24 protein-coding genes and 2 pseudogenes are annotated in these 26518 nt (G+C 65.6%); 16 read left to right on the plus strand and 10 right to left on the minus strand.

Annotated elements, in window-relative coordinates:
* Nucleotides 1-41: 41 nt before the first annotated feature.
* Entirely contained in the window at nucleotides 42-1007 is a 966-nt protein-coding gene (locus ACFU4Z_RS08470; protein ID WP_379060758.1) for a CPBP family intramembrane glutamic endopeptidase, read from the plus strand.
* 23 nt (nucleotides 1008-1030) lie between these two features.
* Here ACFU4Z_RS08470 and ACFU4Z_RS08475 read toward each other — a convergent pair whose 3' ends face one another.
* Nucleotides 1031-1732, minus strand: a complete 702-nt coding sequence (locus tag ACFU4Z_RS08475; RefSeq protein ID WP_379060759.1) for a TetR/AcrR family transcriptional regulator — start codon at nucleotides 1730-1732, stop codon at nucleotides 1031-1033.
* A gap of 114 nt (nucleotides 1733-1846) precedes the next feature.
* On the opposite strand from ACFU4Z_RS08475, the gene ACFU4Z_RS08480 reads away from it, so the two are divergent.
* From ACFU4Z_RS08480 to msrA, 3 genes are all read left to right on the plus strand, one after another.
* On the plus strand, nucleotides 1847-2866 hold the full coding sequence (locus ACFU4Z_RS08480; RefSeq protein ID WP_379060760.1) for a crotonase/enoyl-CoA hydratase family protein: 1020 nt from the start codon (nucleotides 1847-1849) through the stop codon (nucleotides 2864-2866).
* 239 nt (nucleotides 2867-3105) lie between these two features.
* Nucleotides 3106-3561, plus strand: a complete 456-nt coding sequence (gene msrB / locus ACFU4Z_RS08485; RefSeq protein ID WP_379060761.1) for a peptide-methionine (R)-S-oxide reductase MsrB — start codon at nucleotides 3106-3108, stop codon at nucleotides 3559-3561.
* 44 nt (nucleotides 3562-3605) lie between these two features.
* The gene (msrA, locus tag ACFU4Z_RS08490; RefSeq protein ID WP_379060893.1) at nucleotides 3606-4073 is read left to right on the plus strand and encodes a peptide-methionine (S)-S-oxide reductase MsrA; all 468 of its coding nucleotides are present in this window, start codon (nucleotides 3606-3608) and stop codon (nucleotides 4071-4073) included.
* Between the two features lie 291 nt (nucleotides 4074-4364).
* On the opposite strand, the gene ACFU4Z_RS08495 is transcribed toward msrA, so the two are convergent.
* On the minus strand, nucleotides 4365-5693 hold the full coding sequence (locus ACFU4Z_RS08495; RefSeq protein ID WP_379060762.1) for a PucR family transcriptional regulator: 1329 nt from the start codon (nucleotides 5691-5693) through the stop codon (nucleotides 4365-4367).
* 164 nt (nucleotides 5694-5857) lie between these two features.
* Between ACFU4Z_RS08495 and ACFU4Z_RS08500 the strand changes: the two genes are divergently transcribed.
* The 6 genes and pseudogenes from ACFU4Z_RS08500 to phaZ form a co-directional block, all read left to right on the plus strand.
* Nucleotides 5858-7363: a class I adenylate-forming enzyme family protein gene (locus tag ACFU4Z_RS08500; RefSeq protein WP_379060763.1), complete on the plus strand. Its 1506-nt coding sequence runs from the start codon at nucleotides 5858-5860 to the stop codon at nucleotides 7361-7363.
* The gene (locus ACFU4Z_RS08505; RefSeq protein WP_379060764.1) at nucleotides 7360-9198 is read left to right on the plus strand and encodes a DUF3556 domain-containing protein; all 1839 of its coding nucleotides are present in this window, start codon (nucleotides 7360-7362) and stop codon (nucleotides 9196-9198) included. Before ACFU4Z_RS08500 ends, ACFU4Z_RS08505 begins: the two co-directional genes overlap by 4 nt.
* Nucleotides 9195-10622 carry a phytoene desaturase family protein gene (locus tag ACFU4Z_RS08510; protein ID WP_379060765.1) on the plus strand — a complete coding sequence of 476 codons (1428 nt, stop codon included), beginning with the start codon at nucleotides 9195-9197 and terminating at the stop codon, nucleotides 10620-10622. The genes ACFU4Z_RS08505 and ACFU4Z_RS08510 overlap by 4 nt, the downstream gene beginning before the upstream one ends.
* 204 nt (nucleotides 10623-10826) lie before the next feature.
* Nucleotides 10827-11666 (plus strand): 3-oxoacyl-ACP reductase family protein, encoded by an 840-nt coding sequence (locus ACFU4Z_RS08515; RefSeq protein WP_379060766.1) that lies wholly within the window; start codon nucleotides 10827-10829, stop codon nucleotides 11664-11666.
* Nucleotides 11667-11705: 39 nt separating this feature from the next.
* A complete protein-coding gene (locus ACFU4Z_RS08520; protein WP_379060767.1) occupies nucleotides 11706-13430 on the plus strand; it encodes a PHA/PHB synthase family protein in 1725 nt (574 codons plus the stop codon).
* 21 nt (nucleotides 13431-13451) lie between these two features.
* A pseudogene (gene phaZ, locus ACFU4Z_RS08525) lies at nucleotides 13452-14246 on the plus strand (poly(3-hydroxyalkanoate) depolymerase); the annotation flags it as partial.
* A 92-nt stretch (nucleotides 14247-14338) separates the two neighbouring features.
* On the opposite strand, the gene ACFU4Z_RS08530 reads toward phaZ, so the two are convergent.
* Nucleotides 14339-14815, minus strand: a complete 477-nt coding sequence (locus ACFU4Z_RS08530; RefSeq protein ID WP_379060768.1) for a hypothetical protein — start codon at nucleotides 14813-14815, stop codon at nucleotides 14339-14341.
* 188 nt (nucleotides 14816-15003) lie between these two features.
* Nucleotides 15004-15834, minus strand: a complete 831-nt coding sequence (gene arsM / locus ACFU4Z_RS08535; RefSeq protein WP_379060769.1) for an arsenite methyltransferase — start codon at nucleotides 15832-15834, stop codon at nucleotides 15004-15006.
* Between the two features lie 109 nt (nucleotides 15835-15943).
* Here arsM and ACFU4Z_RS08540 point away from each other — a divergent pair, with 109 nt between their 5' ends.
* From ACFU4Z_RS08540 to ACFU4Z_RS08550, 3 genes are read left to right on the plus strand one after another with little or no spacing between them, the layout of a single operon-like run.
* Nucleotides 15944-16318 (plus strand): metalloregulator ArsR/SmtB family transcription factor, encoded by a 375-nt coding sequence (locus ACFU4Z_RS08540; protein WP_379060770.1) that lies wholly within the window; start codon nucleotides 15944-15946, stop codon nucleotides 16316-16318.
* The gene (locus ACFU4Z_RS08545) at nucleotides 16315-17058 is read left to right on the plus strand and encodes an aquaporin (protein ID WP_379060771.1); all 744 of its coding nucleotides are present in this window, start codon (nucleotides 16315-16317) and stop codon (nucleotides 17056-17058) included. The genes ACFU4Z_RS08540 and ACFU4Z_RS08545 overlap by 4 nt, the downstream gene beginning before the upstream one ends.
* Before the next feature lie 16 nt (nucleotides 17059-17074).
* Nucleotides 17075-17479 (plus strand): arsenate reductase ArsC, encoded by a 405-nt coding sequence (locus ACFU4Z_RS08550; RefSeq protein ID WP_379060772.1) that lies wholly within the window; start codon nucleotides 17075-17077, stop codon nucleotides 17477-17479.
* A 38-nt stretch (nucleotides 17480-17517) separates the two neighbouring features.
* Here ACFU4Z_RS08550 and ACFU4Z_RS08555 read toward each other — a convergent pair whose 3' ends face one another.
* The 4 genes from ACFU4Z_RS08555 to ACFU4Z_RS08570 all read right to left on the minus strand — a co-directional run bounded on the left by ACFU4Z_RS08555 (nucleotide 17518) and on the right by ACFU4Z_RS08570 (nucleotide 22022).
* The gene (locus ACFU4Z_RS08555) at nucleotides 17518-19083 is read right to left on the minus strand and encodes an APC family permease (protein WP_379060773.1); all 1566 of its coding nucleotides are present in this window, start codon (nucleotides 19081-19083) and stop codon (nucleotides 17518-17520) included.
* A 272-nt stretch (nucleotides 19084-19355) separates the two neighbouring features.
* Entirely contained in the window at nucleotides 19356-19931 is a 576-nt protein-coding gene (locus ACFU4Z_RS08560; RefSeq protein WP_379060774.1) for a TetR/AcrR family transcriptional regulator, read from the minus strand.
* Between the two features lie 97 nt (nucleotides 19932-20028).
* The gene (locus ACFU4Z_RS08565; protein WP_379060775.1) at nucleotides 20029-21045 is read right to left on the minus strand and encodes an agmatine/peptidylarginine deiminase; all 1017 of its coding nucleotides are present in this window, start codon (nucleotides 21043-21045) and stop codon (nucleotides 20029-20031) included.
* Nucleotides 21042-22022: a nitrilase-related carbon-nitrogen hydrolase gene (locus tag ACFU4Z_RS08570; RefSeq protein WP_379060776.1), complete on the minus strand. Its 981-nt coding sequence runs from the start codon at nucleotides 22020-22022 to the stop codon at nucleotides 21042-21044. Before ACFU4Z_RS08570 ends, ACFU4Z_RS08565 begins: the two co-directional genes overlap by 4 nt.
* A 730-nt stretch (nucleotides 22023-22752) precedes the next feature.
* On the opposite strand from ACFU4Z_RS08570, the gene ACFU4Z_RS08575 reads away from it, so the two are divergent.
* The 3 genes and pseudogenes from ACFU4Z_RS08575 to ACFU4Z_RS08585 all read left to right on the plus strand — a co-directional run bounded on the left by ACFU4Z_RS08575 (nucleotide 22753) and on the right by ACFU4Z_RS08585 (nucleotide 23985).
* A complete protein-coding gene (locus ACFU4Z_RS08575; protein WP_379060777.1) occupies nucleotides 22753-23430 on the plus strand; it encodes a DUF1109 domain-containing protein in 678 nt (225 codons plus the stop codon).
* A gap of 53 nt (nucleotides 23431-23483) precedes the next feature.
* Nucleotides 23484-23636: pseudogene (locus tag ACFU4Z_RS08580) on the plus strand (WS/DGAT domain-containing protein); the annotation flags it as partial.
* 64 nt (nucleotides 23637-23700) lie between these two features.
* The gene (locus ACFU4Z_RS08585) at nucleotides 23701-23985 is read left to right on the plus strand and encodes a WS/DGAT domain-containing protein (protein ID WP_379060778.1); all 285 of its coding nucleotides are present in this window, start codon (nucleotides 23701-23703) and stop codon (nucleotides 23983-23985) included.
* A gap of 114 nt (nucleotides 23986-24099) precedes the next feature.
* On the opposite strand, the gene ACFU4Z_RS08590 is transcribed toward ACFU4Z_RS08585, so the two are convergent.
* Nucleotides 24100-24438: a hypothetical protein gene (locus tag ACFU4Z_RS08590; RefSeq protein ID WP_379060779.1), complete on the minus strand. Its 339-nt coding sequence runs from the start codon at nucleotides 24436-24438 to the stop codon at nucleotides 24100-24102.
* A gap of 280 nt (nucleotides 24439-24718) precedes the next feature.
* The gene (locus ACFU4Z_RS08595) at nucleotides 24719-25933 is read right to left on the minus strand and encodes an alkane 1-monooxygenase (protein ID WP_379060780.1); all 1215 of its coding nucleotides are present in this window, start codon (nucleotides 25931-25933) and stop codon (nucleotides 24719-24721) included.
* Nucleotides 25934-26518 lie beyond the last annotated feature (585 nt).

Consider the following 26518-nt stretch of genomic DNA (forward strand, 5'->3'; position numbering starts at 1 on the left):
TGGATCGCAACCGGTTCAGTGCTTGGAAGGAGACCGCTCTGTTGCCCAGACTCGACGTTCGGAATGCCGATACCGGATCGGCCGGCTTGTCCGCCCTGCGCCGCGGCGCGCGAACCAGGGGTGGCCTGGTTCTCGCGGGTGGGCTGGCGGTATTCGTCGTCGCCGTGGTCGGCCTGCTCGTCAGCGGTCACGATTCGATCGTCCCGTCCACGGACTCCGATGATCGGCTGCCGCTGGCGGGCGCGTTGTTGCCGGTCGCCGCGGGGCTGCTGCTGGTGCGACTCGTGCCGCCGCGCGCGACGGTGCTCGCGCCCGAGGTCATCGGAGACCGGCGGGTGCTGGTCAGGGAGACCACGGTGGTCGCCTGGGTGGCGGTGCTGATCCCGCTGGTGTTGTTCGGGCTTGTCGTCGCGGGGACGTCGACCGACGTCGTCCAAACCGTATGGGCCCTCGGCAAGCCGATATTCTTTGTGATGCTGCCCTGGCTCGCATTCCGGGCATTCCGCTCGGCGCGTGACACTTCGGCGCCACGCCGGGAACAGCACGTGTGGTGGCCGCGCCGCGGGTGGCGCTGGCTCGCACCGATTCCCGCACTACTGGCCTTCGGCTACTTCAGTCTGGTGGGGCCGTTCTCCGGTCCGCTCCCGAGTGCTGAGGATTATCCGGATCCGGTGGTGCTGGTCATCGGCGCCACGGTGACCATGTTGACCGCCAATATCTGCGAGGAAGTGTTCTACCGCGTCATGCTGCAGACCCGGCTGGAGGCGCTGCTCGGCCGCTGGCAGGCAATCGTGCTCGCCGCGTTGCTGTTTGCCTGGCTGCACCTCCCGACACACGGACAGGGTTCGGCCGCATTGAGCGGACTGCCGCTCACGCTGGGGGCCATCGTGGCATTCCAAGGCGCTTACGGCCTGTTCGCCGGGTACCTCTGGGCTCGGTATCGCAATGTGTGGGCGTTGGTGGCCGCGCACTCCATCATCAACACGGTTCCGTTGCTATTGATGTAGCCCGGTGGACGGCAGGCGCCGATCTAACGCCTCCCGCCGACCTCACCCGATCGATCCGGACCCTCCGCAGCCGAGGGCGCGGCGTCGGCAGCCAGCAACACGCGGATGGCGTCGGCCCAATGACGCAGCGTCGTTTCGACCGATGTGTCGGAGGTGTGCAGCACCCTGGCGATCGCGGTGCCACGCAGCATCGTGATGGTGAGGTCGCGGACGACCGGATACCGGGGGCGTGCGGTGATCTGCGGGCCGAACAGGTCATCGACAACGCGGAATAGATCGCGGCCCGCCGCGCGCTCGGCCGCGAGCAGCACCACCGCCAGGTCGGGGTCGGTGCGCGCGGCCGCCCACAACTCGAACTCCGCTTGCGCGGGCGGTCGCGTCATCGTCTCGTGCAGTGCCGTCAACGCGCGTTGCACCGGGTCGGCGGAGTCCCCGAGCCGTGCCGCGGCGGCGCGCGCCGCATGCTCGTTCAGCTCGACCAGATTGGCGATCAGCGCCTTCGACAGATCATGGATGGTCGGGAAGTGGTGCAGGAGCGCGCCGCGGCTGAGACCGGCCGCGTGCTGGACGGCGACCGTGGTCAGGGCCGAGTAGCCGCGCTCGACCAATAGCTGGGTTGCCACGTCGAGGATGCGGGCCCGGGTGGCTCGCTTCTGTGCGTCGCGTGTGGTCAATGCCGGCCTTTCGCTGTGTTCGGCCTCGACGCCCGAGAATTTCACAGTCACTATTGACTGTCAATGCCACGATCGGTCAAGCTCCATACGAACGCCCGGCTTCGTCGGGCCGACCCGGACGCGGCGGCACCTGCCGTAATTCCGCCCCCAGCGAAGGGAAAACCCGTGACCGACAACAACACTCATTCCGGACAGCGCCCGGCAGCGTGGTATGAGAACTGGACAGAGGCGCCCGATTCGCCCTGGCAAAATCGACCCGAGCCCGGCGGCGATCGCGAATACCGGACGCTCACCTACGAGCGCGACGGCCGCATCGCGCGAATCACCTTCAACCGTCCGGAGAAGGGCAACACCATCACCCCCGACACCCCGATCGATCTGGCGCACGCGGTCGAGCGCGCCGATCTGGATCCGCGGGTGCACGTGATCGTGGTGTCGGGGCGCGGCAAGGGTTTCTGCGGCGGCTACGACCTGGACATGTTCGCCGAACAAGGCTTCGGCGGCGCCGACGCCGCCGTCGATACCACCGGCACCGTTGCCGACCCGGTGGTGCAGGCGGTCAACCACAACCCGTGGGGCACCTGGGATCCGATGATCGACTACGCGATGATGAGCCGATTCAATCGCGGCTTCGCCAGCCTCATGCACGCCAACAAACCCACCGTGGCCAAACTCCACGGCTTCGCGATCGCGGGCGGCACCGACATCGCGCTGTACGCCGACCAGATCATCTGCGCCGACGACACCAAAATCGGCTATCCGCCCACCCGAGTCTGGGGCATCCCCGCCGCAGGCATGTGGGCACACCGGCTCGGCGACCAGCGCGCCAAACGACTGCTCTTCACCGGCGACTGCCTCAGCGGCAAACAGGCCGAGGAATGGGGGCTCGCGGTCGAATCGTGGCCCGCCGATGAACTCGACGCACGCACCGAAGCCCTCGTCGAGCGGATCGCCCGGATGCCGGTCAACCAACTGATGATGGCCAAACTCGCCCTCAATTCGGCACTGCAGTCCCAGGGCGTCGCCAACTCCGCCATGATCAGCACCGTCTTCGACGGCATCTCCCGCCACACCCGCGAGGGCTATGCCTTCCAATTGCGTTCGGCCACTGTCGGTTTCCGCGAAGCCGTCCGCGAACGCGACGAGCCCTACGGCGACTACAAGCGCGCCAAGTTCGACCGCTGACCACCCTGCGCGACGGACGGAGAACACCAGAGCTCACCGATTCTCGTCCTGCCGACCGGGAAGTGGGATGCCGCACCGATCCGGGTACGCAAGGCCGTGGCGCTGATGACGCCCCGACGAGACCGCGATGACGCGCGGCCGACCCGAGCGATGTGTGACCCGAAATGTGACGCCACCGCTGGGTGGGACTTTCCGGGCCGCGGCCAAGGTTGTACGTGGCGTCGATATGAGGAGGTCATGTGGCACAGGAATACAACAGGAACCCCGCCGCGGTCAGCGCGCTGTCGCCGGAGCAGTATCACGTCACGCAGGAGAACGGGACCGAGCGGGCGTTCACGGGCGAGTACTGGGACAACCATGAACCGGGTATCTATGTGGATGTGGTGTCCGGTGAGCCGTTGTTCGCCTCGATCGACAAGTTCGACAGTGGCTCGGGATGGCCGAGTTTCACCAAACCGATCGACGCCGCGAATGTGGTCGAGAAGCGGGACTTCAGTCATTTGATGATCCGCACCGAGGCGCGTTCGGTGCACGGTGACAGCCATCTCGGGCATGTGTTCAGCGACGGGCCACCCGCCGAGGGCGGCCTGCGGTACTGCATCAATTCGGCGGCGCTGCGGTTCATCCACCTCGACGACCTCGAGGCAGCAGGCTATGGGCAGTACCGGACTCTCTTCACGAAGGAGCAGGCGTGACCGACACGCGCAAGGCGATTCTGGCAGGCGGGTGCTTCTGGGGCATGGAGGACCTGATCCGTAAGCAGCCAGGGGTGGTGTCGACGCGAGTCGGCTACACCGGCGGACGCAATGACCACCCCACCTACCACAATCACCCGGGCCACGCGGAGGCCGTGGAGATCGTCTACGACCCGACGCGGACGGACTATCGGGCGTTGCTGGAGTTCTTCTTCCAGATCCACGATCCGTCGACGAAGGACCGTCAGGGCAACGACATCGGCACCAGCTACCGTTCGGGAATCTTCTATCTCGACGACGATCAGCACCGTGTCGCGCTGGACACCATCGCCGATGTCGACGCCTCGGGCCTGTGGCCGGGCAAGGCGGTCACCGAGGTGACCCCGGCGAGCGAGTTCTGGGAGGCCGAGCCCGAGCACCAGGACTACCTGCAGCGCTACCCGGACGGCTACACCTGCCACTTCCCGCGACCGGGCTGGACGCTGCCGAGGCGGCAGACCACCGCACAGTAGGCACGCCGCGCCGCCCCACACCCAGCCCTCGAGGCATCCGCACGCGGGGCGGCCGGATTCGTTCGCCGAGCAGCGGGCTGATGCGGACCGTGACCTGTTCATCGCGGGTCTCGGTCACTCGGGTTGGTCGACCCCGAGATCGCAAGGATGACGACCGTACCGATCAGGACCGCGCCGAGTCCAGGAAGCTCGTCACCCAGGCGACCGCTCTCGCACGGAAACCCGCTGCCGAACAGCAGTTTTCGCGAGGTATCTCCAGATCGCAGCAGCGGACTCGATGGTCCCGTCCGGTTACGGATGGGGGCGGTGCCTGGCGCCGGAGGACACGGCCTCACGATCCTCGACCGGCCACAATACGACAGGACCGAACCAGTGACAGATCAGCAAGGCGAGTTCGATGTCGAGACGGTCCTCGGTAATCGGGCGGCCGCGGCGGTCGACAGCGCGCTGCACGCGGTACTTCACCGAATTGAAGTGCAGGTTCAGTTCGTCGGCGGCGGCCTTGTAGCTCGCGCCGTGATGTAGGAAGACGCGCAGGGTTTCCCGCAATCGCGCATCGTTGTCGGAATGGGTGGCCAGCGGTCCGAGAACGTCGTGCACCCAGGCCCGCGCCTCGGCCAGGTCGCCGCCGAGCAGGGCCGCGGCCGAGAGCCCCGGGTCGCCCGAGGCCGTGACGCGCGGTGCCCACGGTCCGGCGGCGATCGCGACGTTGCGCACGTTCCCGGCCTGGCGGTGCGAGCGGCGAAATCCGTCGACACCAGGCAACGCCGTGCCGAGTGCGATGCACGGGGCATCGTGGCGGTCGGCGGCGAAGCGGCGGATCCGGCCGTCCGCCGACGGCGCGTCCTCGGAGCCGAGCGGAATCCACGCCCACCCGCTGACCCGATCGGCGGCGACGAACAGCGCCTTTCCTTGGGTCGGCATCGATTCGGTGAGTTCGCGCAGGAATCGTTCCAGCCGCACGAGCTCGTTGCCTGCGTTCGCGTCGTCCGGGTACCAGAGAATGAGTGCGAGGTGAATTCGCCGGAGCGGGTAGCGGATTGCGGCGGTCACCGCGTCCAGATCGACCTCGCCGTTGTCGAGCAATTCACGAACGCGGACGGCACGCAGACTATTGCGGTTCTCCGACCATAGATCCCGTTCGACCTCGTACACCCCGACCACCTGCTGAGTTATCCAGTCTATGTAGGAGAAGATGACTGTCGTCATCCGTTCATAGACATCCAGACTCAGTGCCGGTTCGAATTCGGCGGCGCGGATCTCCTCCAGGATCAGGTCGAGCAATGCCTGCTGACCGAGCCGGTAGGCGCGTACCAGCGCATTCGCGGGTACGTCGTGCTGAGCCAGTCGTCGCGCATATTCGAGCGCCGCGGTCGGTGGTTCGACCCGCTCGATCGGGATGTCGTAGCGCAGCGCACGGAAGACCGTATCGATATTTCCCTCGACGCTGGCGCCCAGTAATTCGACCAGTTGGGAATCACCCCGCAAATCGGATATCTCGGCGGCCAGCGACTGCTGAATGGATCGGGAAACCTCGCCGAGCCGGGCCCGGAGTTGCCCCACGATCGCCGCGGCGTGCTCGCTGACGACTGCCTCGTCGAACCGTCGCCGGTCAGCCATACCTGAACACTAGAACGCCGCCCGCACCACGGGGCCGATTTCCTGGGCATTGTCTTCCCGCGACAACCGCGGCCGCGGACTTCGTCGACTCGCGACGGTGTGGACGGTATGTCCGATTCCTACCGTTGATACATCCCCTCGAAACCGCCAGCCAGGACCAGTCCATGAATCTTTCGGCACTCCCAGATCTCCGCGCCTCCCAGGACCCGAACGGGCCGAGCATCGCCGACGACGACCTCGATCTGACCAACATCCAGTTTCTGGAATCGGTACAGCGGGCCGCGGCCACCTTGCGCACTCATGGCATCGGTGCCGGCGATGTGGTCGCGGTGATGCTGCCCAATACCGCGGGGCTCGTCGTCACCCTGTTCGCCGCATGGCGGATCGGTGCGGCCGTCACTCCGCTCAGCCCGGCGCTCGTCCCCGCCGAGATCGCCTATCAGGTTGCCGACGCGGGTGCGAAGGTGCTCGTCACCGACAGTCAGGTCGAGTGGGAAACCCCCGCGCTGTTGCCGGTGCGCGAGCTGACCGCGGAACGTCCGGCCGCAGCCGATCCGGTCGAGCAGTCGGAGCACGCGCTCGCACTGCTGATCTACACCAGCGGCACCACCGGTCGCCCGAAGGGCGTCATGCTCGACCACGCGAACCTGAATGCGATGTGCCGCATGGTGATCGACGCATTCGAGCTGACGAGCGCCGACCACAGCCTGCTGATCCTGCCGCTGTTTCACGTCAACGGCATTGTCGTCAGTACACTTTCGCCGCTGCTGGCCGGCGGCCGGACTACGATCGCGGGCCGGTTCAGCCCGAAGACGTTCTTCGAGCGGATCGAGCAGAGCGGGGCGACCTACTTCTCCGCGGTACCGACGATGTACACGATGCTCGCCGATCTGCCCACGGACGTGACACCGAATACTTCGGCGGTGCGGTTCGGGGTATGCGGCGCGGCGCCCGCCAGCGTCGAACTGCTCGAGAAATTCGAAAGCCGTTACGACATACCCATTGTCGAGGGTTATGGACTCTCGGAGGGATCCTGCGCGAGCGCTGTCAACCCGATCGGCGGCAAGCGCAAGCCGGGCACTGTCGGGCTGCCGCTGCCGGGCCAGACCATCCGGATCGTCGACTGGAACGACCTCCCGGTGCCCGACGGCGAGCCGGGCGAGGTGCTCGTGCATGGACCGAATGTCATGCGCGGCTACCTGAATCGCCCCGACGAGACCGCCGCGGCACTCGCGGGCGGATGGTTGCACACCGGCGATATCGGGCGCATCGACCAGGACGGCTATCTCGTGCTGCTCGACCGCGCCAAGGACATGATCATCCGCGGCGGCGAGAACATCTATCCCAAGGAGATCGAGACGGTCGTCTATCAACTGGCCGAGATCGCCGAAGCCGCCGTCGTCGGCCGCGCCGACCCGGTCTACGGCGAGCAGCCGGTGTTGTTCGTCTCGCTCAATTCCGGCGCGACGATCGACGCCGAGCGAATCCACGAGCACGCACGCCGATCGCTGTCGAAATTCAAACTGCCCGTGACCATCACAATTCTCGACGAGCTCCCGAAGAACGCTGTCGGCAAGATCGACAAACCTTCGCTGCGCACATCGCTGTCACCGCCGCGCGCTCGAGCAGACGCCTCCTCACCCGCACCGAAAATTAGGAGTTCATCATGAGTTTCACGAAGCCGGATCTCCCCGCCGTCGATCCGGAAACATTTCTGCGGCAGCCGCTCATGGAGCGGATGCGCATTCTCGCCGTCAACTGGGCCGAGCACGGATTCGGTTCGCCACGCATGGTGCACACGATCTACATCGTCAAGCTGATCCTGTTCTATGCGCTCGGCGGTGTCGTCGTGGCGACGGTGACATCGGATCTGCCCGCGTTCTGGCATGTTTCGCAGTGGTGGGACCAGCCGATCGTCTACCAGAAGGCCGTGCTGTGGACGGTGCTGCTCGAAGCGATCGGCGTCGCAGGCTCCTGGGGGCCGCTCGCGGGCAAAGTGAAGCCGATGACCGGTGGCATTCTGTTCTGGGCCAGGCCGGGCACCATCCGGCTGCGGCCGTGGCGCTGGGTACCGTTCACCGGCGGTGATCGGCGCTCCTGGTTCGATGTCGTGCTCTACCTGGCGATGCTGGTTTCGGTGGCGGTGGCGCTGGTGCTGCCCGGCGTGCACAGCGATTCGCTCTCGGCCGCGGTCCCGGGCAACACCTCCGGCCTGGTGAACCCGGCGCTGGTCGCACCCGCGATCGTGCTGCTGGTGCTCACGGGGTTGCGGGATAAGACGATCTTCCTCGCCGCCCGCGGTGAGCAATACCTGCCCGCGCTGTTCTTCTTCACCGTGCTGCCGTTCGTCGACATGATCATCGCGCTGAAGCTGCTGATCCTGGTCGTCTGGGTCGGTGCGGGCCTGTCGAAGTTCGGCAAACATTTCGCCAATGTGGTCCCGCCGATGGTCAGCAATAGCCCGTCGGTGCCGTTCAAGTGGCTCAAGCGGGCGCACTACCGCGACTATCCGCGCGATCTGCGGCCGTCGCGGGTAGCGGACCTGATGGCCCATATCGGCGGCACCTTCGTGGAAATCGTCGCGCCGTTGACACTGTTCTTCTCACCGAATATCTGGCTTACCGCGGCCGCCGCGACCGCCATGGTGGTATTCCATCTGTTCATCGTCTCGACTTTCCCGCTTGCGGTGCCGCTGGAGTGGAATGTGTTGTTCGCCTACACGACGATCTTCCTGTTCCTCGGGTTCCCCAACTGGCACGGCTACGCCGTCACCGATATGTCCTCGCCGTGGCTTACCGTGGCGATCGTGGCAGGCCTCGTGTTCTTCCCGATCCTGGGCAATTTCCGGCCCGACAAAGTGTCGTTCCTGCCCTCGATGCGGCAGTACGCGGGCAACTGGGCGTCGGCGGTGTGGGCGTTTGCACCCGGAGCCGAGGCCAAGCTGGATCGAGTGACCCGGTCGGCCAAGAACCAGGTCGACCAGTTCATCGAGTTCGGCTACGAACCGCAATGGTCGGAGATCACCATGCAACAGACCATCGCCTGGCGCACCATGCACAGTCAGGGCCGCGGCCTGTTCTCGATACTGCTGAAGTCCTTGCCCGATATCGAGACTCGAACGGTGCGTGAGGCGGAGTTCATCTGCAACTCGTTGATCGGGTTCAACTTCGGCGACGGCCACCTGCACAACGAAGATCTGATCCGGGCGGTGCAGACCGAGGCGCGATTCGAGCCCGGCGAGCTGATCGTGGTGTGGGTCGAATCGCAGGCCGTCGGCAGCAAGGTACAGCACTACAAGGTGATCGACGCGGCACTCGGCGTGATCGAGCGCGGCACCTGGAAGGTCGCGGACGCGGTCGCCGAGCAGCCATGGCTGCCCAACGGCCCCATCCCGACCGAGGTGAGCTGGTCGCTCACTTCGCCGAAACCCGCTGCCGCACCCAAACCCGCTGCCGCACCGGTTATCCGGGACGAGCAGGAGCACGGACACGGAGCACTGGCGTGACCACCGCGACAGTGGTGGGCAGCGGACCCAACGGGCTGGCCGCCGCTGTCGCGCTCGCGGCGGCGGGCGTGCAGGTCACCGTGCTGGAGGCCGCGGAAGAGATCGGCGGCGGCACCCGCTCGAGCGAGGCGATCGTGCCCGGCCTGCTGCACGACCACTGCTCGGCCACCCACCCGATGGCCGTCGGCTCGCAATTCCTCAACGAGCTGGACCTCGAGCGGTACGGCTTGTCCTGGCGGTTGCCGGAGATCGATTGCGTGCATCCGCTCGACGGCGGCACGGCGGGCGTCCTGCGTCGTTCGGTCTCGGCCACCGCGGCCGGACTCGGTCGCGATGGTGCACGCTGGCAACTGGCCTTCGGTCGCCCGTCGGCGCGCTTCGACGCACTCGCGGAGGACATCATGGGCCCGCTGCTGCGGTTCCCGCACCATCCGTTGACGTTGGCGCGGTTCGGCGCGCCGACCATGCTGCCCGCCTCGATACTGGCCCACCTATTTCGCACCGAGGAAGGGCGGGCATTGTTCGGCGGCGTCGCGGCACATACCTTCCGGCCGCTGCACCAGCCGCTGACCTCCGCGATCGGGCTCGGCATCATCACCGCCGGGCATCGGCACGGTTGGGCGGTCGCGGCGGGCGGGTCGCGATCGATCAGCCATGCGCTCGCCACGAAGCTCGCCGACCTCGGCGGCAAAATCGAGACAGGCACCCGGATCGACTCGATCTCCCAGCTGCCGTCCGCCGAAATCACGATGTTCGACCTCGCGCCACCTGCTGTGGCCGAAATCCTCGGCGATCGCCTGCCGCGGCGAATCGCCAAGGCATACCGCCGCTTTCGGCAAGGCCCCGGTGCGTTCAAGGTCGACTTCGCGGTCCAGGGCGGTGTGCCGTGGACCAATCCGGACGCGCACCTGGCCGGGACCGTGCATCTGGGTGGCCCCTACGCCGAGATCGCCGCGGGCGAGCGCGAAATTCACGCCGGATGCATGCCGGAGCGGCCATTCGTCCTCGTCGGGCAGCAGTATCTGGCCGACCCACAGCGGTCGGTCGGCGATATCCACCCGCTGTGGACCTACGCCCACGTGCCGAACGGATACACCGGCGACGCCACTGCGGCGATCATCGCTCAGATCGAACGGTTCGCGCCCGGCTTCCGCGACCACATTGTCGGGCAGGCCATCCGCACGACGACCCAGATGGGTGTCTACAACCCCAATTACATCGGTGGCGACATCATGACCGGCGCCAAGGATATGCGACAGTTGGTGTTCGGCCCGCGCATCACGCTGTCGCCCTATGACGTCGGGGTCCCCGGCATGTACATCTGCTCTGCGGCCACACCACCCGGCCCGGGCGCACATGGCATGTGCGGTGCCCATGCCGCACAATCCGCACTGCGCCATCTCGGCCTACACAGCGCACTGTGATCGACCGAGACCGATGCCCCCTCGGGCAACCGATCGATGCAGGACAAGCCGTGCTCAGGTATGAGGTCTGTGTCCGCGCGCCAATGAATTCCACCGATCTCGTCTCTCCGAGACGATGATCCCGGCCGAATTCCGGACGACAGTGATGTGAGCCAGCAACGGTGCGGCATACAAAGAATTCGGAAAACGCAGAAAGCATCGAAAATGACCGCATTGGACGTACAGGACATCGCCAGCCCCACCCAGATCAGCGGAAAACTCACCGGTCGGGTGGCTTTCGTGACCGGCGGCACCCGAGGCATCGGCGCCGCGATCGCCCGCAGTCTCGCCGACCAGGGGGCGACTGTGGCCGTCGGCTACAGCCGCAACAGAGACAGCGCCGCACGATTCGTCACCGAGCTGGCGGAGACAACCCAAGCACACGGTGCCGCCGCCTCGGCGCATCCGGGCAATGTCGGCTCCGCCGCCGACTGCCGCCGCACCATCGCCGAAGTGATCGATACCCATGGGCGACTCGACATTCTGGTCAACAACGCCGGTATCACCATGGACAAGACAGTGGCCGCGATGACCGAGGAGGACTGGTACACCGTGCTCGCGGTGAATCTGTCCGGCGCCTTCTTCCTCTCCCAAGCCGCGCTGGCGCACATGACCGAACGCGGGACCGGACGCATCGTCAACGTGTCTTCGGTGGTCGGTGAGACCGGCAATATTGGCCAGGCCAACTATGCCGCGTCGAAGTCCGGGCTCTTCGGTTTGACGAAGACCCTGGCCAAAGAGGCCGCCTACCAGCTCGCCAAGTCCGGAAAGCGCACCGATGACGGCCTCGGTATCACCGTGAACACGGTGACGCCGGGCCTGATCGCCACCGAGATGACCGCCCACATCCCGGAGAAAGTGATGGGCAAGCTGACTGCGCAGATCCCCGTCGGCCGGGCCGGCCGACCCGAAGAGATCGCCAGGGTCGTCCACTTCCTGGCCGCCGACGCCTCCGCCTACATCACCGGGCAGGTGTGGAGCGTCAACGGCGGCATGGATATGTGACGCGGCCACCGTCGAACGACCACCTGAGAGAAGTCCATCGTGACGAATACCGTTGATACCGAACGTAATTACCCACCCACCACCGCACGCGGCGCGGATGAGCTCGCCGCACCGCTCGACCTGTTGCTGCTCGGCCCTGCCCTCGGCTTGCGCAGGCGCATGACGCCCAACACCTCCTGGGCGCATCTGGCGGCCAATCTGGCAGGCAAGCCCGGCACGCTCGCCGAGCGCGGCTGGTCACTGGCCAAAGAACTCGGCGATATCGCGCGCGGTACATCCACCCGCGAACCGGCGAGATACGACAAGCGCTTCGCCGATCCGGCGTGGCAACAGAATCCGCTGCTGCACCGCGTCGTGCAGGCCTATCTCGCGGCGTCCGAGACCGCCGAAACGCTCTACCAGGACGCCGATCTGGACTGGCGCGACGCCGAACGGATGAAATTCGTCCTCGACAACGTGATCGAGGGCGGTTCGCCCAGCAACAATCCGCTGCTCAGCCCACTCGGCTGGAAAGCAATGATCGACACCGGCGGCTCGAGCGCCGCCCGTGGACTGCGCCGATTCCTGCGCGATATCGCCTCGCGGCCACGGGTTCCCGCGATGGTCGAGCCGGATGCGTTCGCGGTCGGCGAGACGATCGCCACGACACCAGGCGCCGTGGTGCTGAAGACCCGGATGTTCGAGTTGATCCAGTACACCCCGCAGACATCGACGGTCCGCACCGTGCCGCTGTTGATGGTGCCGCCGGTGATCAACAAGTTCTATGTCATGGACATCGCGCCCGGACGCAGCATGATCGAGTATTTCCTGCGACAAGGCCAGCAGGTTTTCGCGATCTCCTGGCGCAATCCACATGCCCGGCACCGTGATTGGGGATTCGACAGCTACGGCGCCGCAATTGTCGAGGCACTGGACGCGGTGGAGCGGATCGCGGGCACCGAGCGCACCCATGTGATGGCGAGCTGTTCCGGCGGCATCCTCGCGGCCATGGTCGCCGCGCATCTCACCGATATCGGCCAGGACTATCGGCTGGCCGGCCTGACCCTCGCGGTGACTGTGCTCGACCAGTCCAAGGCGGGTTTCGCCGCTGCCGCTATCGGGGAAAAGGAAGCGCACGCGGCGATCAGGATGTCTTCGCGCAAGGGCTATCTCGACGGACGGACGCTTGCCGAAGTATTCGCCTGGCTGCGACCGACCGATCTGATCTGGCGGTACTGGGTGAACAACTACATCCAGGGGCGGGCACCCGCCGCATTCGACGTGTTGTTCTGGAATGCGGACACCACGCGCATGACCGCGACCCTGCACCGCGACATGGTGCTACTCGGCCTGCACAATTCGCTGACCAAGCCGGGCGAGGTAAGCATGCTGCACTCGCCGATCGATCTGTCGAAGGTCTGCGTCGATTCGTATGTGATCGGCGGCATCGCCGACCACATCAGCCCGTGGCAGGCCACCTATCGCAGCGCGCGTCTGCTGGGTAGCAAGCAGCAACGTTACGTCCTGTCGACCAGCGGGCATATCGCGGCACTGGTCAATCCGCCGGGAAATCCCAAGGCGTCCTTCCGATTCGGACCCGCCGAGGCGGAGAGCCCCGAGGAATGGCTGGAAACCGCAGCGCAGGCCTCGGACTCCTGGTGGCCCGATTACGTCGCCTGGCTGGCCGAACGCGCCGGGCCGGACAAGCCCGCGCCGCAACAACTCGGCGCCGAGGGTCTGCCGCCGGTTGGTCCGGCACCGGGCACCAATGTCCACGAACACTGACAAGCTGGAGGTGCTGTTCCCATGGTCGCTGCCGCCGCAGACCAGGTCGTCACCGTCTTCGGCCAACGGATTCGGGTGCATGTCCGGCGGGGGCACGGCGTGCCGCTGGTGCTGTGCAATGGCATAGGCGCCGGGTTCGAAGTACTCGCGCCCTTGGTCGACACGCTCGACCCCGATATCCCGGTCGTGCGTTTCGATGTGCCCGGCACCGGCGAATCTCCGCATTCTCCACTCCCCTACGGGTTTCCGTATCTGGCGTGGCTGCTCGGACAGGTCCTCGACAAGCTGCACATCGGACGCGTCGACCTGCTCGGCCTGTCGTGGGGCGGTGCGGTGGCCCAGCAGTTCGCCTTCCAGAATCCGCGCCGGTGTCGCAGGCTGGTGCTGGTGTCGACGGCGACCGGCGCGCTGATGGTGCCCGCGCATCCGCGGGTGCTGGTCAAGATGGCCACGCCACGCCGCTTCCGCGATCCGGAGTATGCCGCCGATATCGCCGCGGCCATCTACGGCGGCAGCGCACGTACCGATCCCGAACCCATCGCCGAACTGTTCCATCGCCAGCTGCACGCAGGCTCCCGGCGCGGCTACCTGTTCCAGCTACTCGCGGGCTCGGTATGGACCAGCCTGCCCGCACTGTGGGCGATCCGGCAGCCCACGCTCATCATCGCGGGCACCGACGATCCGATCATCCCGGTCGTCAACGCCCGCATGATGCACTGGATGCTGCCGCATTCGACGCTGCACCTGCACCCCGGTGGGCATGTGGACGTCGTCACCGATGCGACTACCTTCGGGACGGTGATCAGCGGGTTTCTCCGATCAGACCAAGGAACGAAGTCGAAGGCGTCGCGACCCCCGCCGATCGCACCCACGGGTGGCTCCACGCCACCCGTTCGATTTCGCCACGCTCAGGGGTTGTCTTCTTCGCCGGGGCCGACCGCTACCACCTCCACCACCGGCACCACCGGCAGGTCCTGAGGAATCGGCCCCAACTCTCCGAATTGTGGCTCCGCGGGAAGATTGACCGGAATGCCCTCCAACAGCCCTCCCCCGGGGATGTTCTCCCAACGCGCTCTGTATGTACCGGCGACGGTGCCGAACAGTGATTGGATCATGATCGAATAGATGCCTGCCGGCACCGCATCGAATCTAATCTCCACCGACGCACCCGAAACAAAAGATACTGCGGAGCCCTTCACCCATTCGGGTCCACCATTCGGTATACGAAGTACCAGTCCGAGAACAAACCCGCCGTCGTTCTGGTCGACCTGCAGTCCGAGGACAACATCGACAGTCCTATCGAGGACGAACTCGGTCAGTTTGCTCGGAATGGGTGGACTATTTGTAAACGATCCGGCATCGAACTCTACTCCCATTGCGGTCACCGCCTTCAGCAAAGATTGATGGATGTTTTCTCGAAGCGCACAGTGTGCGCTCCGCCCACGTCGACACTCGAGCGTGGCCGACTGCCGATACGGGTAGTAGCGTCGCAGCATCGCAGACGCTTGTATCGAGTAGCGGTCTACTCGACTTGGCGTCGCTACCCGCCGGCCCCTCGCCTGAATAACGCCACCTAGGGAGAGCAACAACCAGGCGCGCAGCACGAGTCCACGGCGGCCGGATCGCCGGATTCGGACGCCGTCCCGGGACCTGGTTTGACGGCTTTGATGATCGCGGAATGCATGCCGTCTGCGACCTGATGGGTCGAGGTGATCTCGATGTCGGTGAATCCGGCTGTGGTGAGATGGTTTCGGTACTCGGTGAACGACAGCGCTCCGGCGATGCAGCCGACGTAGTCGCCGCGTTCGGCGCGCTGGGGCGGGGTCAGTTCGTCCTCAGCGACGACATCCGCGATCCCAATGCGCCCGCCGGAGGTCAGGACTCGGGCCATCTCGGCGAATACGGCGGGTTTGTCGACCGACAGGTTGATCACGCAGTTGGAGATCACCACGTCGATGGTGTTGGCGGGCAACGGAATCGCCTCGATGTTTCCCTGGAGGAACTCCACATTGCCTACCGCGGCCTTCGCCGCGTTCTCCAATGCCAGGGCCAGCATTTCCTCGGTCATGTCGAGGCCATAGGCCTTGCCGGTCGGCCCGACCCGGCGGGCGGCGAGCAGCACGTCGATTCCGCCCCCGGATCCGAGATCGAGGACGCGTTCGCCTTCGCGCAGCTCAGCGACCGCAGTCGGGTTGCCGCACCCCAATGATGCCGCGGCTGCTCGGATCGGGAGCTGGTCGTGGTCGGTAGCCCCATACAGGCTCGCGCCGAAGGTTTGATCGACCGCGATCGGGTCGGTCCCGCAACAATCCTGGGCGACCCCGCCCGCGGTGACGATTCCAGCCGCCTGCGCATACCGGGCTCGCACGGTTTCACGGAGTTCGATCTGCCGCTGATCTGTCATGACATCACGTCCCTGACTGGTCGGAATCCAGGCTGGAGCACGACCTGGCTGTATTGATTGATGTCTATATAGATTGCGCCGTTGGATCGAAGTCTGTCAATATAGATGCGTGTCTAAACAGAAGTTGCCGGTGATCGCGTCCACCGACTGCTGCAACAGCACCCTGGCCTCCCCGCTGGACCACGAGATGGCCGTGGAGTTGGCGAACGCGTTCAAAGCGCTGGCCGATCCGGTGCGGCTGCGGTTGCTGTCACTGATCGCCTCCCGCCCTGGCGAGGAAGTATGCGTCTGCGAGCTGACCCCACAATTCGAGCTGTCTCAGCCCACCATCTCCCACCACCTCAAAGTGCTGCGCGAAGCCGGGTTGATCGACTGCCAGCGGCGCGGCACCTGGGTTTACTACTGGGTGATTCCCGCAGCGCTGCACCGGCTTTCCGACGTCTTGGTCACTACCGGCGCCGACCGGGTCGAAGCACCCGCATGACCGGCGTCGCTTTCACGCCCGCGGCACTGAAGCGTCGGCTGCTGGCGGAGTTCACCGGGACCGCGCTGCTGGTGACCATCGTCGTCGGCTCGGGTATCGCGGCCAGCGAGCTGTCACCCGGCGACACCGGATTGCAGCTGCTGGAGAACTCCACCGCCACCGCGCTCGGGCTCGCGGTGTTGATCCTGATCTTCGGGCCCGTCTCCGGCGCCCACTTCAACCCGGCCGTCTCGGCCGCGGATTGGCTACTGGGCCGTCGTCATGGCACCGGCTTGGCCGGCGGCGATGTCGCCGCGTACACGATCGCGCAGATCGCGGGAGGCGTGCTGGGCGCGATGCTCGCGAACATCATGTTCGATCAGGAGCTGGTGCAGATCGCGACCCATCGCCGCGCCACCGACGGGCATCTGGTCGGCGAAATAGTTGCCACCGCAGGGCTGATCGCTGTCATTTTCGCCCTAGCACGCAGCGGCCGCGCCACTTACTCCGCAGCTGCGGTCGGCGCCTACATCGGAGCCGCCTACTGGTTTACCAGTTCCACATCCTTCGCCAACCCCGCGGTCACCCTCGGGCGGATGTTCTCCGACACCTTCGCCGGGATCGCTCCCACCTCCACCCTCGGATTCATCGCCGCTCAAGTCCTCGGCGCGCTGGCCGGGCTCGGCCTGATCAGCATCCTCTATCCGCACAGCACTACCGCCGACAACGTCGGCGTCCCGCACAACATCTCCGCCGACTGAAAGGCGCTGTCCGCCGATGCTATCCAAGCCGAGCGTCTTGTTCGTATGCGTCCACAACGCCGGCCGCTCGCAGATGGCCGCCGGATTTCTCGCCCACCTCGCAGGCGCGGCCGTCGAAGTCCGCTCCGCCGGAACCGCCCCGGCCGAGTCCATCAACCCTGTCGCGGTCGAAGCGATGGCCGAGATCGGCATCGACATCGCTGATCAGGCTCCGAAGGTCCTCACCCCGGACACCGTCGAAACCTCCACCGTCGTCATCACCATGGGCTGCGGTGACACCTGCCCATTCTTTGCCGGCGTCACCTACCGCGACTGGAAGCTCGACGACCCCGCGGGCCAAGACCTCGACGCCGTCCGGGCCATCCGCGACGAGATCGGACAAAGAGTCCGCAACCTACTCACCGAACTGGGCATCGACTGACAACATCGGACACTCGAACCCAGCGCCGTCGCTCTGGCCTAGGCGTCCGCCGCGATCACCACGGACACAGGCTCTTCGGCTACCGGAGTCGTGTGGGCGTCGATGCCGCGGCGGAAGAAGTCGGGGTTGCGGCGGCGTGCTACCAGCATCAGCACGGCACCGAGCAGCAGGATGCCGAAGCCCATGTAGAACACGAGTCCGATGCCGCCGATCGAGGCACCGCTACCGTTGTCCGGATCCATGCTTTCGCGGACCGACACCAGGAACACCGCCAGCAACATCGCGCCGCCGAGCAGCGGGAACAGGAATTTGAAGACGACGTTGCGGGCGCTGGTGAACAGCTCCTTGCGGAAATACCAGACGCAGGCGAAGGCCGTGATGCCGTAATACCAGCAGATCATGATGCCCAGTGCCGCAACGGTATCCAGCAGCGCTCGCTCGGAAAGCAGCGACACGATGGCGTAGAAGGCTCCGGTCACCACACCGGCGACGACGGTGCTGAAGGTCGGCACCAGGTAGCGCGGGCTCACCGTGCTGAACTTCTTCGGAAACGCGCCGTAGGCGCCCATGGCGAGCATGGTGCGGGCCGCGGGCAGGAAGGTTGTCTGCAGGCTCGCTGCCGAGGAGGCGAGAATCGCGAGCAGCAGCAGCGGGCCCGCCCAGCCGAGTACCGGGTCGGCGAGCGCACCGAAGACGTTGTCGGCGTTCTCCTCGTTGCCGAGACCGAGCCCGGTGTCGCCGACACCGGCGTACATCATCACGGCGACCGCGACGAGCAAGTAGGTCAGCAGGATCGAGAGCACGCAGAGCAGTCCGGCCCGGCCGGGCACCCGCTTCGGGTCCTTGGATTCCTCGCCGAGGGTCAGGCAGGTATCCCAGCCCCAGAAGGCGAAGATGGAGCCGGTCACCCCGATCATGAAAGCGCTCAACGTGAGTCCGGTGAACGGGTCGAACCAGTCGAGATCGAAACTCAGCTGGGTGGGCGAACCATGGCGGGCCACGTGTACCAGCGCGGTGACCGCGAAGGCCAGCAGGATGATCATCTGGAACCCGACCAGTATGTACTGCACCCGCTCGCTAGTGGTGATGCCACGGCCGGCGACCAGGGTCGCGATCGCAACGAACACCAGTGTGGTGGCGATGTTGATGCCCTTGTGGTCGGCCAGCTCGGCAATGCCTGGACTACTGAAGATCCGCCCGAGGAACAGGTAGAAGAACTCCACCGCGATCGCGGCCAGGTTGGAGAGCACGATGACCGTCGCCATCACCATGCCCCAGCCGCACATCCAGCCGACGTAGGGCCCGAAGGCCTTGGTCGACCAGGTGAACGAGGCACCGCAGTCGGGCATCCGCGCGTTCAGCTCGCGGTAGGCGTAGGCAGTCAAGAACATCGGCACGAAGCCGACGAGGAGAATGGCCGGCATCTTCAATCCGACCGCCGCGACGATCAGACCGATGCTGGCGGTCAGCGTGTAGCCGGGCGCGACCGTCGAGATCCCGAGGACCGCGCCGGAGAAGGTACCGATGGTGCCTGCGGCAAGCCCCTTGTCGGCCGGTCGCTCGCTGGTTTGCGCGGCGGGCGGGAGCTCGCTGACGATGCTCATTCGTTTCCTCACCATGACCATTGGCACCTGACAGACTCCGAGCAACGTCACGGCCGTAGCGGATAACGCTGCGAATTCGCCATCGACGTAGTTCTGGAGTGCGGGACCGGTCATCGATTCGCCGCCCGCTGAACGGGCGTTGTCTGAAATTTGCGTGGTCTTCAGTGTGCGCTGCGACACAGCTCACGACCCGCGCCGAATTGGACACTTGGTCGGATTTTCTTCGACAATCTGTACAACCACGCGCTGATGCCGCGACTGTTAGCTGAGCGCTACCCAGACGTCGGCAGCAGCGTCTCCACTGCGCTGCGCAGGTGCGCGCGGGCCTGCCCGGCGGCGAGCTCGCCCGATAACCACCGCGCGGCCAGCCCCTCGGTGAGCGCCGTGACGATGAGCCCGACCTGTGCTGAGTCCACGGCATCGGACACATCACCAACCGCCTGGGCTACCCGAATGGCATCGGCGATCTCGTCGATCCACTGCCGTGAGGTGCGTGCCAGCGGCTCACGCAAGGGCTGTTCATAGACCGCGCTTGCTCGTAATTCGTTCCAGGCCAACGAGTTCTCGACCATCTCCGGACTGTCCTCGAGCTCCGCCAGCAATTGACCGATGAGCTGCTCGCGCGATGACCCTGAGTCGTCCGCAGCCTTCCGGTACACGCGGGACCGGTCGTTGATATAGGTCAACGCGGCGGCGAGCAGTCCGTCACGGTCTTTGAAGTAGTAGTAGAGCAGCCCGGGTGAGACCCCGGCCACCTGTGCGACATCCCCCACGCGCAGGCCACGCACTCCGCGCTCGGCGATCGCGGCGGCGCTGGCTCGCAGGATTGCCTCCCGCCGGCTTGTCATGCCACGCACTTTCCTTCCCGCACTTCATCATTCGCAGCCGCCATGGTATCCGGCAACGGCCGCCGCCCATGGGCGCGCCGACGCCGGCCCGGCAGAGTTACGCGGGCTGCTGCTGGGTAATGCAGTGGATACCGCCACCACGCGCGAATATCTCGCGCGCGTCGACGGACACCACGCGTCGTCCCGGGTACGCATCGGCGAGGATGTCACGTGCCACGGCATCGTTCGGATCATCGAAACGACAGCAGATGACGCCGTCGTTCACGACCAGGTGGTTGATGTAGCTGTAGTCCACCCAGCCCTCGTCATCGCGCAGCACCCGCGGTGCGGGCACTTCCACTATCTCCCAAGGCTTTCCGTCGACATCATGACTGTCGCGCAACACCGCCATGATCTCGTCGGTCACTCGCGCATCGGGGTGGGAGCGGTCGGACTGTGAGTGCACGAGCAGCCGTCCCGGCGCGGAGACGGCGACGACGATATCGACGTGACCGCGGGTGCCGAACCGCTCGCTGTCACGCGTGAGCCCGCGCGGCAACCAGATGACATGTTCGGCACCGATGGTGCGGGCCAATTCGGCTTCCACCGCGGCCTTGCCCAGTCCGGGATTGCGGCCAGGATCGAGCTGGACGGTCTCGGTGACCAGAACCGTGCCCTGTCCGTCGACCTGGATCCCACCGCCCTCGTTGACCAGATTCGAGGCAATGACCTCGGCACCCGCCAGTCCGGCGACGGTAGCCCCGATGTGGCGGTCGTCGGCCCAGCGGGCCCAGGACTGTCCGCCCCAGCCGTTGAACACCCAGTCGACCGCGCCGAGGCGTCCGGCTTCGTCGCGGACGAAGGTCGGGCCGATATCACGCATCCAGGCGTCGTCCAGTGGCGCCTCGACGATCTCGACGGCCTGCGACAGGTACCGGCGCGCGGCCTCCCGGTCGGTGGGATCGACCACCATGGTGACGGGTTCGAAGTCGAGAATGGCGTGCGCCACCGCGGACCACGCGAGCCGGGCGGCGTGCGCGGACTCGGGAGTCGCCGAAATGGACGCGCCCAGCGGCGGGAACGCCATCCAGATCCGTTCCTGCGGTGCGGTTTCCGACGGCATCTTCCAGCTCATGCCTCCTCCCCGTACGGGCGGGCGGTATCGACCGGTGCGGTGAGGCGGGCGTAGGTGTCGGGCCTGCGAGTGGTCAGGAAGGGAAACAGGCCGAGCCAGTCGCGGCGCTGGTCCAGGTCGAGATCGGCGACCAGCACCGCCGCGGCGTCGCGTGGAGCGCGAACCAGCACACGGCCGTAGGGGTCGGAGATGAACGACGAACCGTAGAAGCTCACGCTGCCCTCGTCGCCGAACCGGTTCGGCACGATCATGAAAGTGCCTGCGGTGATGCCGTTTCCGACAATGACGTGGTGCCACAGCGGCTGGGTATCGAAGTCCGGAAACGACGGCTCCGATCCGATCGCCGTGGGGTAGACGAGGATCTCCGCGCCACCGAGCGAGTAGGCCCTCGACACCTCGGGAAACCATTCGTCCCAGCAGGTCGGCAGGCCGATCGCGGCGCCGTCGAGCGCCGCGGGCCGGTATACCGGGTAGGGGTCGTCGGCGGGTCCTTGGCGGAAGTAGGTGTCCTCGTAGTAGCCGTCGGTCACCGGGATGTGCAGCTTGCGGGTTCGGCCGATGAGTTCGCCGTCGGGCGAGACCAAGATCGCGGTGTTGAATCCGAGGCCGTCGGCAGCCTCCGCGCGCTCGTAGAGCGAGGCATGGACTGCGACACCATTCGCCTTCGCGGCCTCGGCGGCGAAGGCGAAGGTCGGGCCCGAAAGCAGCTCCTCCGCATCGCCGCCCGGATTCACGCCTGCCCGCACGTCCGCCGGATAGCGCGACAGGGTCAACTCGGGGAGAAACACCGCCCGCGCCCCCTGTTCGGCTGCGATCCGGATACCCGCGGCGAGCTGAGCGCGCAGTTCGACGGGGTCGGCCAGCCAGCGGTGCTGCACCACACCGACCCGGACGGGTCGACGCACTGCGGCGGTGGTCCGCGCGAATGAGGTCGGTGGTGCGAACGCGGTCTCGAGGACGAACGTCGGTCCACTCATGGCTTCGATACCTCCTGGAATCGATAAACTGAAAATTCAGTCAAAACAATCGGCAGTCGAAGCCGACTCCGGCGCACGGCCGGCGTGCCCGAACCACTCGGGGACCAGATCGCCTCGAACGCCACTTCCGGCGCGGCCCTGTGGGGCGTCCCGGTCCGGGGCGTCCACGATGAGCAACGGCGGATACCGCACAGACAACATCGCGAAATCGATACTGTCAACCATTGCAGACAACTGATTTCGTTGTACAAACATGGCGCTTAGGGCGAAGTGCGCCGTGATTTCTTGTTATGGACGGAGACATCAGCCGTTCGCACCGCGCCCTCGAACAAGGAGCGGACGTCCCCTTCGCCATCGACGACGCGGAACTGCGTAGTCGACTGCGCGGAACGTGACAGCCTTCTGCGAGAGGCTGTCCGGGCCCATGACGATGCGCTGCCGGACCCGATCGCCAATCGTCTGCGCATGTGACCGGCGTGCGGTACGCACAGGTCAGCAGCTGCCCGAGCCAGCGCCGCACACCCACCGGTCACTGGTCAACGAAATTCGCAACCGTGTCCGGAAAAAACATGGCCTCGCCGGATCAGCAGCCGTACGAGTCGCCCGATCGATGGCCCGCGATAGTTCGCCGCCGCACAGACCGATCGATCGGTTCGAGCGACCGCGGAGGGCATCGCCGCCGTGCTGGTGCACGGCCGGGCCACGACAGCGCCGTGTCGGTACAGTCCAAGTGCGGGCATCGCCGAGCGCGGATCCGGCGCTCGGTCACGATCGTCGAGATGAGGAGGCCCCGATCGAGACATCACGGGTGCACGGTGCGCAGACCGAGCTCGGACAGGACGCCGCCACTGCACCGGGTTTCGCGGTACTGACCAGCGCCGCCCTCGGTGTAGCGGTTCTCTTGTGCGTGCACGTCGGCTGGGCTCCGTTCATCGGCGACTCGACCGGCGCCGATCAGTTCGCCGGTCTGGTGATCGGCGGGATTGTGCTGAGCACTTCCCTGCTGGTGTGGGCGATCAAGACCCTGTACCTGGTCGGCAGGGAGCACCGGTGGTCATGGAAGGTCGCGGCCGCGCCTGCGATTGTCCTCGCGGGAGTGGTAGCCGGGATGGTCTTTCGGCCCGACGGCTTCGATGCCGCACGTCCGGCAATGGAAGACGTCGCGGTCGAAATGCTGCGCGCGGATGGACCGACCAGCCGCCGAGACCTGAGTCTCGGCGGGCTCGATATCAGCTTTGCTCAACGCGAACCCGATGGGCGCGTCTACTTCTACGACGCCGACGGGTCCATGGGCTCCACGGTCCGCGGCTGGGTGTATTCGCCCGGCACCGAGCCGGTAAGGAGTAACGCCCGGCTGTTCGAAAAGCTGTCCGGAGACTGGTACACGTTCGTTTTCAGCACCGAATGAGACTGCGGGCGACTCAGTCCCGGGGCAGGTCGGACCACGCCGAAGAGGTCGCGATGGTCCCGGTCTCGTTGCGGCCCGCCGGCGACGTAGACGACACAACGGGCAATCGAATCGCGGCGTTACTGTGCAATTTGGCGACCGATGAACGCGATCCGGTCAAGCGGCTCGAGACGATCACCCAGTCGATGCAGTCCGGCAAGGAGCTCTACCGCAGCTTGTCCCCCATCGAAGCCACCGCACTGTCGGCGCTCCTGCTGAGCCCCCCTTACCTTGACTCAACTTCCCGGCCTCGCGGCCAGGACCAACCCGCCGTTCAATATCGTCATTTCCAATGTGCCCGGCCCCCAACAACCCCTGTATTGGAAGGGCGCACGGCACGACGCGACCTACCCGATGTCGATTCCGGTGCACGGTCTGGCGGCCGGCATCACTGTCACCAGCAACGCGAGCACCCTCGATTTCGGCCTCACCAGTTGCCGGCGCGTCGTACCCGACCTACATCCGATCCTCGATCACCTCGATCGCGCCCTCACCACTCTCGAACAAATCTGCTGAACGCGCGCGTCATGACGATAAATACGGTGCGATTTGGGGTCAGCGCGTAAGTCCGGGCCGGTAGTGTCGCCCGCCCGTGTGCGTGGCAGATAACTGCGGCGACATCAGAGTTCATCATTGCCCTGCCATATTCTTCTCTGAACCCAAAATCTCGTGAGCCATTTGCTCAGCGCTGAGAACGTCAGAGGCCGGTCGGAAGTCCCGCGCCAGTTCCGTCAGCAGCACCGCGACCCGCCGCCCGCCACCGATCGGCTCGATTTCGGCATACGGCACCGGACTATGCCGAACAACCTTCACCTGCATGATTTTTCGTTGGCCGGTTCCGTCGGTCCGAACCAGATGCACTCCGATCGCAATCACCATGGCTTGTCCGCCTTTCTCCTCACCTCCGCATTCCCGGCCATTGCCGAACCAAACAGACAGTCCGTCGAATACCGCTGTCAATGTGCTCATTTCATATCCGGACGAATACGAGGACGCCGAGCACGTCGCGAGCCTCGTCGAGGGCGCGGGCGGCAAAACCGTGCTGGTGCCAGGCGACGTGTACGAACCGGCGCGCAATCATCGACAGGGCGGCAATAGAATTCGGCCGCGCCTACGTCCCGGTCAGCAACGCCGCTGGATGGCAGAGAGGTCGACTGTTCCGGGTGCACGATCATGCGTTTGCCGCGTGCCCGGCGGCCTCCCGTGCCGCCTCGGTTCACCGGAACCTGGATCAGCCGTCCCCGTGATCCTAATCGTCGTCGTTGGCCGATGGTTTGCCAGTATGCACGGACCCCCTTCGGTCAGTGAGTGACGGACCACCGAGGCGCGTCAGGAAGTGGTAACTCCTGACACCTGTTTTTCGGTTGACGAGCGTTATGTCGCCGCCGTAGTGGGCCATCACCCGATGATTCATGACCGCGCGCCACAGCGGGGGCACTGTGGCCAGCACAACCATCGTTGCATAGCCAGCAGGTAACTGAGGTGCCTGCTGGCTGCTGCGCAGGGTCTGGTAGCGACGCCCTGGGTTCGCGTGGTGGTCGCTGTGGCGCTGGAGGTGAAACAGGAAGACGTTCGTGATCAGACGGTCGCTGTTCCAGCTGTCGCGTGGCGAGCACCGCACGTAGTTGCCGTTGGCGCGCCGCGGACGCAGCAACCCGTAGTGCTCGACATAGTTCACCGTCTCCAGCAATCCGGCGCCGATCACCGCCTGCAGTACCAGGTACGGGATCACAGCGAGCCCGAAACCCAGGATCATCGTGCCGAACAGCACGACGCTCATCGACCATGCTTGCATGAGATGGTTGTGTGGACTGAGCCAGCGTTTTCCTTTGCGGGACAGACGTTCCCGTTCCAAGGCCAGCGCCGAGCGGAAACCGCCGACTATGCTGCGCGGCAGGAACTCCCACAATGACTCACCGAACCGGGCGCTGGCCGGATCTTCGGGCGTGGCGACGCGGACGTGGTGGCCGCGATTGTGTTCGACGAAGAAATGCCCGTATCCGGATTGTGCCAGAGCGACTTTCGCCAGCCAGCGTTCGTGACGCTCCGCCCGATGACCGAGTTCGTGGGCGGCATTGATACCGATGCCCGACACAACCCCCATCGTTACAGCCAAACCCAGCTTGTCGGCGAGGCTCAGTTCCTGCCTGGCCCACAGGTATCCGGCGATCGTCAGGCCGGTGAACTGGAGCGGCAGAAAGAGGTAAGTGCACCAACGATAATAACGATCGTTGGACAACGTCTCGTAGTCCTCATCGCGCGGATTGCTGCCGTCATCGCCCACCGCCAAGTCCAGCAGTGGAATCACCACGAACACAATGATCGGACCGATCCACCAAAATAGTTCCAGCCCGGTATGGGCCACTAGTTGTGAGGGCAGCAGCGCGCAACCCGGTGCAATCAAACCCAGCACCCACATATAACGTTTGGGGTCGCGCGCGTCCGTATTCTCGAAGATTGCCATAGTCGTCCCGTGATCCGACGTACCCGGTTGAGTGTGTCCGACAAAGACGGTTCCGCATACTTGTTGATCTAGAATAAACGTTTTCTCGCCGCATACCAGCGATCCGTTGAAATGGCGGCCTGACCGGCCGGTTACCGCGCCGCTCCTGACCACCATAGATCGGTCGAGCCGAATATTGTCCGAGAATCGTATGGGCGCACGGCTTCCCGCCTCGGCGCACGAATGGTGTAACACCGAGAAGACTTTCGCCGTGGTATCGCGCTTCCGCATCACTACCCGGCCTGAATGCCGGGTTAGTCGTCACCAGGTCGGGACTGGTGCACTCAGAGCACGAAAATCTGATGCGGGCGCACTGGTTCCGGCGGGCACGGATCACGCTTCCCGCTGTCGATCGGCTCGGTCCACCGGCCGGGGGGGGGGGGGGGGGGGCCCGCCCCCCCCCCCCCCCCGCGCCCGCGCCCCCCCCGCCCCCCCGGATGGCACCCCCCGCCCCCCGCCGCCCGACCCGCCCGGCGCCGCCGTCCCGCCGCCCGATGCCCACGCGCACGGTCTCCCCGACCCGATCCGGGACCAGCAGGCCAGCGG

The sequence above is a fragment of the Nocardia sp. NPDC057440 genome, assembly GCF_042802915.1.
In the GTDB taxonomy this organism is placed as follows: domain Bacteria; phylum Actinomycetota; class Actinomycetes; order Mycobacteriales; family Mycobacteriaceae; genus Nocardia.